Annotated in this window: 13 protein-coding genes and 1 other RNA gene; 8 read left to right on the top strand and 6 right to left on the bottom strand. The window is 61.2% G+C overall.

Features of this window, described 5'->3' with window-relative positions; translation table 11 throughout:
* The first annotated feature begins 363 nt into the window (after positions 1-363).
* The 4 genes from CLV85_RS12115 (at position 364) to galK (ending at position 4,276) form a co-directional block, all read left to right on the top strand.
* Complete coding sequence (locus CLV85_RS12115) at positions 364-849, top strand: GNAT family N-acetyltransferase (RefSeq protein WP_100389861.1); 486 nt, start codon at positions 364-366, stop codon at positions 847-849.
* Between the two features lie 156 nt (positions 850-1,005).
* The gene (gene galE / locus CLV85_RS12110; protein ID WP_100389860.1) at positions 1,006-1,983 is read left to right on the top strand and encodes a UDP-glucose 4-epimerase GalE; all 978 of its coding nucleotides are present in this window, start codon (positions 1,006-1,008) and stop codon (positions 1,981-1,983) included.
* Positions 1,980-3,089: a galactose-1-phosphate uridylyltransferase gene (gene galT / locus CLV85_RS12105; RefSeq protein ID WP_100389859.1), complete on the top strand. Its 1,110-nt coding sequence runs from the start codon at positions 1,980-1,982 to the stop codon at positions 3,087-3,089. The genes galE and galT overlap by 4 nt, the downstream gene beginning before the upstream one ends.
* Positions 3,086-4,276, top strand: a complete 1,191-nt coding sequence (gene galK / locus CLV85_RS12100; protein WP_100389858.1) for a galactokinase — start codon at positions 3,086-3,088, stop codon at positions 4,274-4,276. The genes galT and galK overlap by 4 nt, the downstream gene beginning before the upstream one ends.
* A gap of 87 nt (positions 4,277-4,363) precedes the next feature.
* Here the strand turns inward: galK and ssrA are convergent.
* Positions 4,364-4,738, bottom strand: a transfer-messenger RNA (tmRNA) gene (gene ssrA / locus CLV85_RS12095).
* A 205-nt stretch (positions 4,739-4,943) separates the two neighbouring features.
* Here ssrA and CLV85_RS12090 point away from each other — a divergent pair.
* Positions 4,944-5,216, top strand: a complete 273-nt coding sequence (locus CLV85_RS12090) for a glutaredoxin family protein (protein ID WP_100389857.1) — start codon at positions 4,944-4,946, stop codon at positions 5,214-5,216.
* Positions 5,217-5,218: 2 nt separating this feature from the next.
* Positions 5,219-5,890, top strand: a complete 672-nt coding sequence (locus tag CLV85_RS12085; RefSeq protein ID WP_100389856.1) for an SIMPL domain-containing protein — start codon at positions 5,219-5,221, stop codon at positions 5,888-5,890.
* Positions 5,891-5,953: 63 nt separating this feature from the next.
* Here the strand turns inward: CLV85_RS12085 and smpB are convergent, their stop codons facing one another.
* From smpB to prfB, 4 genes are all read right to left on the bottom strand, one after another.
* On the bottom strand, positions 5,954-6,433 hold the full coding sequence (gene smpB / locus CLV85_RS12080) for an SsrA-binding protein SmpB (protein WP_100389855.1): 480 nt from the start codon (positions 6,431-6,433) through the stop codon (positions 5,954-5,956).
* Positions 6,434-6,544: 111 nt separating this feature from the next.
* A complete protein-coding gene (ftsX, locus tag CLV85_RS12075; protein ID WP_100389854.1) occupies positions 6,545-7,462 on the bottom strand; it encodes a permease-like cell division protein FtsX in 918 nt (305 codons plus the stop codon).
* Entirely contained in the window at positions 7,459-8,271 is an 813-nt protein-coding gene (gene ftsE, locus CLV85_RS12070; protein ID WP_229820581.1) for a cell division ATP-binding protein FtsE, read from the bottom strand. The genes ftsX and ftsE overlap by 4 nt, the downstream gene beginning before the upstream one ends.
* A gap of 105 nt (positions 8,272-8,376) precedes the next feature.
* Entirely contained in the window at positions 8,377-9,483 is a 1,107-nt protein-coding gene (prfB, locus tag CLV85_RS12065) for a peptide chain release factor 2 (RefSeq protein ID WP_100389853.1), read from the bottom strand.
* A gap of 98 nt (positions 9,484-9,581) precedes the next feature.
* Here prfB and CLV85_RS12060 point away from each other — a divergent pair, with 98 nt between their 5' ends.
* Together CLV85_RS12060 and CLV85_RS12055 are read left to right on the top strand one after the other, a co-directional pair.
* Complete coding sequence (locus CLV85_RS12060; RefSeq protein ID WP_100389852.1) at positions 9,582-10,838, top strand: MFS transporter; 1,257 nt, start codon at positions 9,582-9,584, stop codon at positions 10,836-10,838.
* A 5-nt stretch (positions 10,839-10,843) separates the two neighbouring features.
* Positions 10,844-11,491 (top strand): LysE family translocator, encoded by a 648-nt coding sequence (locus tag CLV85_RS12055; protein ID WP_229820583.1) that lies wholly within the window; start codon positions 10,844-10,846, stop codon positions 11,489-11,491.
* On the opposite strand, the gene CLV85_RS12050 is transcribed toward CLV85_RS12055, so the two are convergent.
* The gene (locus CLV85_RS12050) at positions 11,481-12,134 is read right to left on the bottom strand and encodes an SDR family oxidoreductase (RefSeq protein WP_100389851.1); all 654 of its coding nucleotides are present in this window, start codon (positions 12,132-12,134) and stop codon (positions 11,481-11,483) included. The genes CLV85_RS12055 and CLV85_RS12050 overlap by 11 nt on opposite strands.
* Positions 12,135-12,276: the final 142 nt, after the last annotated feature.

Here is a 12,276-nt window from a genome sequence, read left to right as displayed (position 1 = left end):
TTCAGCCTGCTTGTCAAACCAGCAATCCCGGACCGAAACAGCCCGAAACAACCAACCGACACACGCATGAAGCGGATACTCATCCTAAGATCTGATACCGCAACCCACAAGGGGTAAACCAGCATTTGACTCGACCAGAACCATAAAAGAATCTGGAGGATGTTCGCCCCCACTTGAGGCCGGAAACTCAGCAGCAAAAGCTGACTTCGTTTTCCGCACCTTTGGGGTGACTAGAAAGAACAATACGTGCATTTTCAGCACCCCACCAACACGGTGCACATCCCGGGCGTGTCGCTCAAATAGGGGCCGGTATCGGGCTGTGTTTTTGCCGGCGACTCCCCCGCTGTGCACCAAGATAGTTGGGTGCCCAGTTTCACCACCAGAGCCGCGCGACTCGACGACGCCACCGAGCTCGCCGCCGTGCATACACAGTCATGGCAAGAGACCTATGCCGGCTTGTTCCCGGCTCAAGCGTGGAGCGCCGAGTCTCGCGCCCGCCGCGAGGCGATGTGGAATGTATTGCTCACCGACCACGACACCACCTCCGTCGTCGCTGAGGTTGACGGTGTGATCGTGGGCCTGGCGCACGCAGAACACAATCGCGACGAGCCGGATCTCCCTGCCGAAGAACTCAAGATGATTTACGTCTTGGCCAGCGCTCACGGCACTGGTGCCGGCCAAGCCCTCATCGACGCGGCGCTCGGCGGCGCCCCCGCTAGCGTGTGGGTACTCGAGCAAAACCCTCGCGCGCGTGCCTTCTATGCCAAGAACCGCTTCATGCGCGACGGCATGGTGCGGGAGATGGACTTCAATCCGAACATCCGGGAACTTCGACTTATTCGTCGTTAGCAATCCTGGGAGCATGGCAACCCGGCGCCCCGACACCTAACCTGTGGTTCAGGCGCCCAGAGTAGACGCCTGCACTCAATAATCATATTATTGGACAATCACAGGGTGTAGAGCTGCAATCGCCGCTCCACCGCTGCTTCAACACAAGGGACAACGATGACTTGGATGGTGACCGGCGGTGCCGGCTATATCGGCGCACACGTGGTGCGCGCCCTGATCAGCGCGGGATTAGACACCGTAATCGTGGACGACCTTTCAAGCGGATTCGAGAAGTTCGTTCCCGAGGGCGTGCCGCTCGTGCGGGCGAGCATCCTCGACAAGGCCGCCCTCGTGGATGCGATGAAGACGCACCGCGTCACGGGAGTCATCCACGTAGCGGGCTTCAAATACGCCGGCGTCTCCGTGAACCGCCCCCTTCACACCTACGCCCAGAACGTGACCGGAACTCTCGCGCTGCTCGAGGCGATGGCCGAGTGCGACGTCGAACAGATCGTCTTCTCGTCGAGCGCCGCTGTATTCGGAACCCCGGATGTCGACCAGGTCACCGAGGCGACCGCGAAGGCGCCCCTCTCCCCCTACGGAGAATCGAAGCTCATCGGCGAGTGGCTGCTGCGCGACCAGGAAGTCGCCACCGGTCTTCGCCACGCCTCACTTCGCTACTTCAACGTTGTCGGTTCCGGAGATGCCGCGGTCTACGACACGAGCCCCCACAACCTGTTCCCGCTCGTGTTCGAAGCGCTCGTTGCGGGCAAGACGCCACGGATCAACGGCAACGATTACCCCACCCCGGATGGCACCAACGTGCGCGACTACGTTCACGTTGCTGACATCGCTGCAGCCCACGTGGCTGCAGCACAGCGCCTCGAAGCGCACGACAGCATCGAACCGGCCTACAACTTGGGAAGTGGAGACGGACTCTCCGTTGCCGAAATCATGACGGCCGTGGCATCCGTGACCGGCATCCCCTTCACCCCAGAAATCGCCGATCGCCGTGCCGGAGATCCACCGCGGATCGTGGCGAACGGTGACCTTGCCGCCCGCGACCTGGACTGGAAGATGCGTCACACCGCCGAAGAGATGGTCCGCAGCGCCTGGGAAGCCCGCCTGCGCGCAGAAGAAGGAAGTGCAGAATGACCGCAAAGATCGCCAAGCGCCCGACGACCTTGAACGACGGTCGCGAACTCATTTACTTCGATGATGCGGACACGACGCTCGGCGACGAGCGCTCGGTCGACAGCCGCACGCTCGACCCTCGCCCCGCCACAGCCACTATGCGCCAAGACATCCTCACCGGCGAATGGGTATCGATCGCGGCAGCGCGCCAGAACCGTGTGTTCTTGCCGCCCGCCGATCAGGACCCACTCGCGCCACAAACGGCGAGCAACCCCTCCGAGGTTCCGGCTCTCTATGACGTAGCGGTGTTCGAGAACCGTTCGCCCTCATTTGGACCCGCCCTTGCCGGGAGCGAGAACGCTCCCGCCGGGCTTGACGATCTGGCAGAGCTCGGGTTGGGTCGCACACGCAGCTCCATCGGACGCTGCGAGGTCGTATGTTTCAGCCCCGACCACGAAGGATCATTCGGCACACAAACCGAAAGCCGCGCCCGCACGGTGATCGAAGCATGGGCCGACCGCACTGAAGCGCTCTCCGCGCTCGACGGCGTGCAGCAGGTCTTCCCCTTTGAAAACCGAGGTGAAGCGATCGGCGTGACCCTGCATCATCCCCACGGCCAGATCTACTCGTACCCCTACATCACGCCGAAAACTCAGCGGACCCTCGACTCCATCGAGCGCACCTCGCCCACTATGTTTCAGGACATCCTCGACTTCGAACGGGCCGGTGATCGTGTTGTCTCGAGCGGAGAGCACTGGACCGCATTCGTGCCCTTCGCCGCGCGCTGGCCCATCGAGATTCACATGATGCCGCACCGCCACGTGCCCGACTTCGCTTCGACATCCGAAGCGGAACGCGATGAACTCGCGGGTCTTTACTTGAAACTGCTGCGCGGAGTCGATGCCATCTATGACACCCCCACTCCATACATCGCGGCCTGGCATCAAGCCCCCGTCAATCGAGCACGCGATACCTTCCGCCTGCACTTGCAACTGACGTCGCCGCGACGGTCGGCAGACAAGCTGAAGTACCTCGCCGGCTCCGAGTCAGCAATGGGCGCCTGGATTGGCGACGTCACCCCCGAAGCCGCAGCCGCCACCATCCGAGAGGCTATCGAACGAGCATGAGCACCACCGAACACGACCTCATCACGAACTTCACCGAACTGACCGGCCACGCACCGGAAGGCATCTGGTCGGCGCCGGGCCGCGTGAACCTCATCGGAGAACACACCGACTACAACGAAGGCTTCGTGCTGCCGTTCGCGATCGATCGGCGCACCCGCGCCGCTGTCGGACTGCGCGCTGACGGAACTATTCGAGTGACGAGCACCTTCGACGACACCTCGGTTCAATTCGAGCTCGCCGCTCTCGATGCTGCCCGCGCTGCGGGTGAGATCACCGGTTGGAGCGCCTACCCGCTCGGAGTCGCCTGGGCGCTCGGCCAGCACGGCGCCGACCTGAGCCGCGTCAGCGGCGTGGACATTCTTATCGACTCGACCGTTCCAGTGGGGGCAGGGCTGTCGTCATCCGCCGCCATCGAAAGTTCGGTTGCGCTAGCGCTCAACGATCTCTGGAGCCTCGGATTTACACGCGAAAAACTCGCCAAGGTCGGGCAGCTTGCCGAAAATGAGGTTGTTGGTGCCCCCACCGGCATCATGGATCAATCGGCGTCACTCCTCGGCGCCACCGATTCAGCGGTCTTTCTCGACTGCCGCTCGCTCGACGCCGAAGTAGTGCCACTTGGCCTGGCGAAAGCCGAGCTGAGCATCCTTGTCATGGACACGCGCGTATCGCACTCGCATGCCACCGGCGGATACTCCGAACGTCGCGCCGCGTGCGAAGCAGGAGCTGCCGCAATGGGTGCTTCCTCGCTGCGCGACGTGAACGTCACCGACCTCGATCGCGCGAAGGAGCTGCTTGACGACGTCTCCTATCGCCGGGTGCGCCACGTCGTCACCGAAAACCAGCGAGTGCTCGACACCGTTCGGGCTCTGAACGACGAAGGCCCGCTCGCCATCGGGGCGCTGCTCGATGCCTCGCACGTCTCGATGCGCGATGACTTCGAGATCTCGATTCCCGAACTCGACCTCGCCGTGGAAACGGCACGCGACAACGGAGCCATCGGCGCCCGGATGACCGGCGGTGGCTTTGGCGGAGCAGCAATCGCCCTCGTGCCGCACGCTCTCGTTACGACCGTGGAAACTGCGGTTCACGCAGCATTCGCCGCGGCTGGCTTTACGGCACCCGTCACCTTCACGGTGACTCCGTCGCGCGGTGCCGAGCGCACCAGCGGAACAGCCACGAAAAAGTAGCGGCCACAGAACGATTCGTGGGAAAGAACTTTCGCCAGCAGAGTTGCTCTGCTGGCGAAAGAACTCTCACAACGCGACAACGACCGGTGGTGGAGATGGGGGGAATTGAACCCCCGTCCACTGCTGTAATTCCATGCCTTCTACGGGTGTAGCTTGTGCAGACGTTCTACTCGGCTCTGACCTTTGCCACAAGCACCTAGGTCAACGAGCCCAGCCAGAGTGCAAGTCCCACGTAGCCCTCAGGCGTAACTACGCAGCAATCTCTCTAAATTGCGCCAGAATCCGAGTAGAGAGCATTCCCGGTCTGACGGACTTCTTTAGTGCGCTCGCTTAGGCAGCGAGGGCGAAGTCAGTGCGCTTTGAATTGGCACTTATAGTTTGCAGTCATCGTTAACGAGATAAGGCTGCATTCTCGACCCGCTTCTCACAGTTTTGCAGGCAATGTCGAAACCGATCATCCCCCTGTGTGGGTCGTTGTCGCGCTGTGGAGTTATCAATACTGCTCACGAATGGGCAGCCCTCAATGATAGGTCACAATCCTGAGACAAACCAGCCCGTTGAGCAAGCACCCAGCGGAGAGCGCGGGTGGAACGTGCCGCACCGGCTCAGCGCACGCTGCCAGCGAACGCACCACCCACATCCAGTCGACGAGAAGTAAGTTGGGGTTATGAGTGAAACAACTACCGCTAACCCCGCAAAAGTAACCATGTACGGAGCAGACTGGTGCCGCGACTGCCGCCGCTCCGAAGCACTGCTCAACTCGCTCGACATTGAGTGGGAGAAGATCGACGTTGAGAAGGACCCGACGGCTGCCGATCGTGCACACGCCATCAGCGGTCGCCTCAACATCCCCGTTGTTCACTTCACTGACGGAACCTTCCAGGTCGAGCCCAGCGATAACGACCTCAAGACGAAGCTGGCAGAGCTCGGCGCTATCTAGCAATGCCTCTTGTCATCACCGTTCGAGGTGAGCACGAGTCGTGGCACGCTGCCGAACGCGGAATTGTGCACCTATCGGTGGCCATTGATGGCCCCGATCGGAGTGAAGTCTTCGATGCTGCCATGCAGTCGTCGGGCCGGGTTCATGCCCTCCTCACTCAGCTCGCCTCGAACGATGGTGCGATTACGCGCTGGTCATCTGACACCGTTCGTGTGACATCACAACGGCCGTGGAACAACGCCGGGGAGCAACTCCCCTTGGTCTACTCCGCCGCCATCGGGTACATCGCTCGCTTTCGAGATTTTGACGCTCTGGCGCTATTCATTGAATACGTGAGCGCCGTTGACCATACGACCGTGACGCTTGTCGAATGGGAACTCACCGAGGAAGCCACTCGGGCGGCCCTCGCTGACGCTCGGCACCTCGCCGTTATCGATGCCTATACCAAGGCTCGCGAATATGCCGAAAGCGTCGGGCTCTCTGAAGTCACCACAACAGCAATCGCCGATCCGGGAATGCTCGCTGACGTCGGCCCCGGTTCTGACTCTGCCGGCAGCGGAGCACGGGCATCCCTGCGGATGATGGGCGCCCCCGGTGACGGAGGCCAGCTGGCACTCAAGCCAGAGAAGATTTCCGTCGCCGCAAGCGTCGAGGCTCGCTTTCACGCCAGCTAGACGAGAACGCGTTGTCGTGAGACAGCGCGACAGAAAGGCAGCGAGCCAGCGAGAGAGACCCCGCTACTCGCCCATGTTCTTGCGAGCCGCCATGGCACGATCTGACTCGCGCTTATCTTGGCGCTCACGCAGCGTCTGGCGCTTGTCGTACTCTCGCTTGCCCTTCGCAACAGCAAGCTCAACCTTGGCCCGGCCATCCAAGAAGTAGATGGATAGCGGCACGAGCGTGTAACCACCCTGCTTGATCTTGTTGTGGATCTTTAGGATCTGCTCTTTGTGCAGCAACATTTTGCGCTTGCGACGTGGAGGATGGTTGGTCCACGATGCTTGGAAGAATTCCGGAATGTGCACGGCATCCAGCCACGCTTCGGAGTGATCATCGATAAAGCCATAGCCATCGATGAGACTGGCGCGCCCTAGCCGAAGAGACTTGACCTCCGTGCCCGACAGCACAAGACCAGCCTCATAGGTGTCTTCGATGCTGTAATCGTGGCGGGCCTTGCGGTTGCTGGCAACAACCTTCCGCTCACTTTCCTTGGGCATGGTTCACTTCTCTCTCAAATACGGATGCCACGCGACTGCGGCGAGTGCCGACAGTGCAGCAGACCAGTTTAGCGCGAGAGTGCCCCCGCGGCTACACCTAGAGGTAGCGACCTATACCTTCAAGTACCGGCTGATGGCGACGCCCGCCGAGATGGCGGCAAGCCCGGCACCCACCGCGATGAGAATCGGAACAACGAGGAGCGCTTCTTCCATTCCCAACAAGCTCGTATTGACGGGCAATGTCGAGGCCAAGTAGCCGCGAACGAAGAACTGAACGATCGCGACGATCGCACCACCGGCGAGCACTGAACCGATCAACGACGCGAACACTCCCTCGAGAATGAACGGCGTTTGAATGAACCGGTTTGATGCCCCCACCAGCCTCATGATGCCGAGCTCTCGCCTTCGCGAGAAGGCACTGAGTCGAATTGTGGTCGCAATGAGAAGTACCGCAGCGACGAGCATGAGCCCGGCGACACCGATCGCGGTGTAACTGGCCGCGTTCAAAATCGCGAAGATGGGCTCAAGGTAGGCGCGTTGATCTTCCACGCTCTCGACCCCAGCCAAGCCTGACAAGCTCTCGATGAGCACATCCGCCTGTTCCGGATCGACAAGGTTCACCCGGAAGCTCTCGTTCAAAGACTCCGGCGTGATGATGCCCTCGAAGGTCGTATCCGCGAACTGTTCCTTGAAGTTTTCGTACGCTTGCTCGTGCGTCTCGAACTGCACTTCGTTGATGTACGGCGCGAGCGTTGGCGAATCGAGCTGCTGCTGAACCGCCGCAATCTGGTCTTCCGTAGCTTCGGCCAGGGTGCAGTTGCCGGTGGTGTCGATTTCGGTACACATGTACACCGCGACCTGGGCCCGGTCGTACCAGTAGCCCTTCATCTGGCCGATCTGCATCTGCAAAAGAATGGATGCGCCGACAAACGTCAGCGAAATGAAGGTCACCAGAACGACGGAGACCACCATCGAGAGGTTGCGACGGAGCCCGCTGCCGACCTCTCCGAGAATCAGACCGAGCCTCATGCGTCGAGCCCCTCACCCTGCGAAGACGACTGCACGGTAGGACGCTGCGGCGGGGCCTGCGTGGTCGTGGCGGAAGCCGGCTTGCTCGCGGCGGGATGCGGAACTCGCCCCTGAGTAGGAACCGCCTGCGTTTGGTACCCACCCTGCAGCTCGTCACGCACAATCTGGCCGCCGATGAGCTCGATAACGCGGCGCTTCATTTGGTCGACGATGCCAGCATCGTGGGTTGCCATCAAGACGGTAGTGCCGCCGAGGTTGATTCGCTCGAGAAGAGTCATGATGCCCGCAGCAGTAGCCGGGTCAAGGTTTCCTGTCGGCTCATCGGCGAGCATGATGGCGGGCTTGTTTACGACAGCGCGGGCGATCGCGACGCGCTGCTGCTCACCACCCGAAAGTTCGTGAGGGAAGCGGTTTGACTTGCCAGCAAGACCAACCATTTTGAGAGCATCCGGAACAGCCTCTTGGATGAAACCACGGCTCTTACCGATGACCTGCAGCGTGAAGGCAACATTGTCGAAGACCGTCTTGTTCGGCAGCAGACGGAAGTCCTGAAAAACAACTCCCAAATTGCGACGGAAATACGGCACCTTGCGGCTCGACAGAGTGTTCAGGTGCTGACCGAGCACATGGATGGAACCCTTCGAGGGGTTCTCCTCCTTGAGGATCAAACGCAAAAAGCTCGACTTACCCGAGCCGGATGCGCCAACAAGGAACACGAACTCGCCCTTGAGGATTTCAAGGTCAACAGAGTTCAGCGCCGGTCGTGTCGTGCCCGGATACGACTTCGAAACAGAATCAAAACGAATCATTTGGAGCCAGCCTAAGGAGCAGTGCTCCAGAACGCGGCAGCGACGCACCGCAGGCCCGGACTCACAGGGTGGCCCAGTTCAGGGCACAGTCAGCCCACAGAGGTCTTAGTCGATGACGCGTTTGCGCCACTTGATTCCTGCCGAGATGAAGCCGTCGAGATCGCCGTCAAACACGTTCGAAGGATTGTTGACCTCGTACTCGGTGCGGAGGTCTTTCACCATTTGGTACGGCGCCAAAACGTAGCTGCGCATCTGGTCGCCCCAGCTCGCGGTGATGACACCCGCGATTTCCTTTTTCGTGGCGGCCTCTTGCTCACGCTGCAAGAGGAGCAAACGCGACTGCAGCACGCGCATAGCGGCCGCACGGTTCTGAATCTGGCTCTTCTCGTTCTGACAACTCACCACGATGCCGGTCGGCAAGTGAGTGATGCGCACCGCGGAGTCTGTCGTGTTCACCGACTGGCCACCGGGGCCGGAAGAACGGAAGACATCGACGCGGATGTCGTTCTCGGGAACTTCGACAACATCCGTCGTCTCAATAAGTGGAACAACTTCAACCGCAGCAAAGCTGGTCTGGCGCTTGCCCGCCGAGTTGAAGGGGCTCATGCGCACGAGGCGATGCGTGCCAGCTTCGACACTGAGCGTTCCGAACGCGAACGGGGCGTCAACCTCGAAGGTTGCCGACTTGATGCCCGCTTCTTCGGCGTAGCTCGTGTCGAGCACGCGCGTGGGGTACGAGTGCTGCTCGGCGTAGCGCAGGTACATGCGGAACAGCATGTCGGCAAAGTCGGCGGCGTCGACGCCTCCGGCCCCGGCGCGAATAGTGATGACGGCAGGCCGCTGGTCAAACTCGCCGTTCAAGAGAGTTTGCACCTCGAGGTCGCCGAGAGTCTTACGGATGCCAGCGAGCTCGGTACGAGCATCCGCTGCAGCCTGTTCGTCATTTTCTTCATTCGCGAGTTCGACCATGATCTCGAGGTCGTCAAGGCGGTTGGAGATGGAGTTGATCTTGGCGAGCTCGGCCTGACGGTGGCTGAGGTCGCTCGTAACCTTCTGCGCCTTGTCGGTGTCGTCCCACAGATCGGGGGCACCGGCTGCTTCGCTGAGGCGTGCGATCTCCGACTCGAGGCGGTCAGGGTCGACTACCTGGCTAATGTCCGCAAAAGTGGAACGCAGAGCCGCGATGTCGTCAGAAAAGTCCAGTTCATCCATGTCGCTCACCAGACTACCCGCGAAGGCTGACCGGCACGTGGTTCTGCACCAGCGAGCGATGCTCGGAGATGCACGCTCACGCCCTACGATTGAGGGCGATGAGCACAACAGAACAACCCTTTAGCTGGCGTTCGATCGGACTGCCCGTTCTTTTGCCGACGCTGCTGTTTTCTATCGGTGAGGGCGCGATTATCCCGCTGATTCCGATTGCCGCAGACAGCTTGGGAGCGACGCTCGCGATTGCTGGTCTGGTGGCGGCGGTGCTGACCATTGGCGAACTCTTCGGCAACATCCCGAGCGGATGGCTCATCTCCCGCATTGGCGAACGACCGGCCATGATCGGCGCGAGCGCACTCTCGATCATCGGAGTCGTGATTGCGATTCTTGCGCCCAACCCCGTGGCGCTCGGCTTCGGCGTGCTGCTGCTCGGCCTTGCCGCCGCCGTGTTCGCCCTCGCGCGGCATGCCTTCCTGACGAGCTTCGTTCCGGTCTCGTATCGCGCCCGTGCGCTCTCGACGCTGGGCGGAACTTTCCGCCTCGGCGTCTTCATCGGTCCGTTCATTTCGGCCGGCGTCATCCATCTGACCGGCACAGTGTTTGCTGCATTCTGGATTCACGTGGTGGCCGCTATCGCTGCCGCCGCAGTACTGCTCCTCTTGCCCGACCCCGCAACAACCTTTGGCGCCGTGCACACCACGCGCGTCAATAACCGTGTGCTGCGGGATGGCGAGGCGCTCGTTGAGAAGGAATCACACGGTCTCTTCGCAACAGTTCGCCGTAACCGCGCCCTGCTCTCGCGCCTCGGCCTCGGTGCCGCTGTGATCGGCGCGATGCGCGCGAGCCGCCAAGTGATCTTGCCGCTCTGGGCCGTGAGCATCGGCCTCGCCGACACCAACACGGCGATCATCATCGGTATCGCCGGCGCCGTGGACTTCGCACTCTTCTATACCGGTGGCCAAATCATGGACCGCTTCGGCCGCCTCTGGACAGCAGTGCCCTCGCTCGTTGGCCTCGGACTCGGGCACCTCGTGCTCTCGGTCACTCACGATGTGAGCGCGAACACCGCGTGGTTCATTTTCGCCGCGATGTTCCTCTCGCTCGCGAACGGCCTCGGCAGCGGAATTCTCATGACGCTCGGCGCAGACCTCGCTCCCCCGGCCAACCCCGCTCCATTCCTTGGCGCGTGGCGCTTCACGGGTGGCGTTGGGCAGGCAGCATCACCGCTGCTTATTGCGGGGATTACCGCAGTCGCGTCAATCTCAGTCGCGGCCGGAGCGATTGGAATTCTTGGCCTCGTCGGCGCCGGGATCATGCTGCGCTACGTGCCCCGCTACATCCAGAAACCTCAGCGGTAGCCACCGTGACCGCTATCCCCACCAGCAACCTCATCGCGTTCGTGCTGGTGGCACTCCCAATCATTCTGATCCCCGGCCCAAGTGTGCTCTTTCTCATCGGCCGGTCGCTTTCGCTCGGCAAGATGGGCGGCATCATCAGTTCGCTCGGCAACGCCACCGGTGGCGTCGTTCTGGTGTTCGCTGTCGCCTTCGGTGTCGGAACCGTTATTGCTCAGTCGGTGGTCGCCTTCACGATCGTCAAATACCTAGGCGCCGCCTATCTGATCTATTTGGGAGTACAGGCGATTCGACACCGTAACGACCACACCGCGACGGATGCCGCGGCTCCCCGCGTGCGATCACGCTGGCGAATCTTCCGCCAGGGTTTTGTCGTGGGCATCACGAACCCGAAAGCCACCGTGTTCTTCGTGGCGGTGCTGCCGCAGTTCGTGAGCTTCGGAGCCGGCGGGGTGCAAGTTCAACTGCTTGTGCTCGGCCTGCTGTTCATGGCTATTGCTGTCGTGTCGGACACCTCATGGGCAGTTGCCGCGGGGTTTGCGCGCGATTGGTTCGCTCGCTCCCCTCAGCGAATCACCACCCTCAGCGCGATCGGCGGCATAGCCCTGATCGCGCTGGGAGTGGGATCACTGTTCATTCCGCACGCTAGCGAATAGCGGCGATCGCATCCGAAATCTGCGTTGAGCCATCGGTGAACTCGATCGTCTGACCGATGGTGTTGTCGGCGTCAATCACTTCGGCAAGAACGCGAGCAACGTTGTCGCGGCTCGTGTGCTCATCGTTGGCTTCGTCTCCGAGGCCAATCGATCCCGAAGCGGGTTCGCTCGAGAGGGAACCCGGGCCAACGATTGTGTAGTGCAGCGGACCCTTGCGGAGGTGATCGTCGGCCGCCGCCTTAGCCTCGGCATACGCGAAGAAATCGTTGTCTTCAGGAACACCGTGGTCGAAACCAGCGCCCTTGTAGGAAACCATGACGTAACGCATGACACCGGCGTGAGCCGCGGCATCCATGGTTCGGATGGCCGCATCGCGGTCGACAGAATAGGTGCGTTCGGCACTGCCGCCGCCAGCACCCGCAGAGAAGACAACCGCGTCATGGCCGGTGAAAATCTCGGACAACTCTTCGGCACTCAACTGCTCGACGTCGGCAATGACCGGCATTGCACCGGTAGCGCTGATGTCAGCTTCCTGCTCCGGTTTGCGGATGAGCGAGTGCACGTGGTGCCCGCGTGAGGTGAGAAGTTGGGCCAGGCTCAGGGCGATCTTGCCGTGACCTCCGACGATAGCGATACGTTTCATGGCTAACTCCTTTGCTTCGGTGGCGCACCCGCGAGGGGTGCATCTTCAACGCTACGGAGCCAAGCTCACTGTTGGCTGGACAGAACTCGACCGCCACTCTTGCGGTTACCGCACGCCACCCTCACGCAACCCCTACGTTGGC

The sequence above is a fragment of the Salinibacterium amurskyense genome (assembly GCF_002797685.1).
Lineage (GTDB): Bacteria > Actinomycetota > Actinomycetes > Actinomycetales > Microbacteriaceae > Rhodoglobus > Rhodoglobus amurskyensis.
The sequence above is the reverse complement of the archived record's forward strand: the minus strand, read 5'-3'. Positions and strand labels throughout refer to the sequence as shown.

Coding starts and splice junctions, on each gene's coding strand:
- CLV85_RS12090 (WP_100389857.1), top strand. CDS start 4,944: ATGAGTGAAACAACTACCGCTAACCCCGCAAAAGTAACCATGTACGGA.
- CLV85_RS12060 (WP_100389852.1), top strand. CDS start 9,582: ATGAGCACAACAGAACAACCCTTTAGCTGGCGTTCGATCGGACTGCCC.
- galE (WP_100389860.1), top strand. CDS start 1,006: ATGACTTGGATGGTGACCGGCGGTGCCGGCTATATCGGCGCACACGTG.
- ftsE (WP_229820581.1), bottom strand. CDS start 8,271: ATGATTCGTTTTGATTCTGTTTCGAAGTCGTATCCGGGCACGACACGA.
- ftsX (WP_100389854.1), bottom strand. CDS start 7,462: ATGAGGCTCGGTCTGATTCTCGGAGAGGTCGGCAGCGGGCTCCGTCGC.
- CLV85_RS12050 (WP_100389851.1), bottom strand. CDS start 12,134: ATGAAACGTATCGCTATCGTCGGAGGTCACGGCAAGATCGCCCTGAGC.
- CLV85_RS12085 (WP_100389856.1), top strand. CDS start 5,219: ATGCCTCTTGTCATCACCGTTCGAGGTGAGCACGAGTCGTGGCACGCT.
- galT (WP_100389859.1), top strand. CDS start 1,980: ATGACCGCAAAGATCGCCAAGCGCCCGACGACCTTGAACGACGGTCGC.
- galK (WP_100389858.1), top strand. CDS start 3,086: ATGAGCACCACCGAACACGACCTCATCACGAACTTCACCGAACTGACC.
- prfB (WP_100389853.1), bottom strand. CDS start 9,483: ATGGATGAACTGGACTTTTCTGACGACATCGCGGCTCTGCGTTCCACT.
- smpB (WP_100389855.1), bottom strand. CDS start 6,433: ATGCCCAAGGAAAGTGAGCGGAAGGTTGTTGCCAGCAACCGCAAGGCC.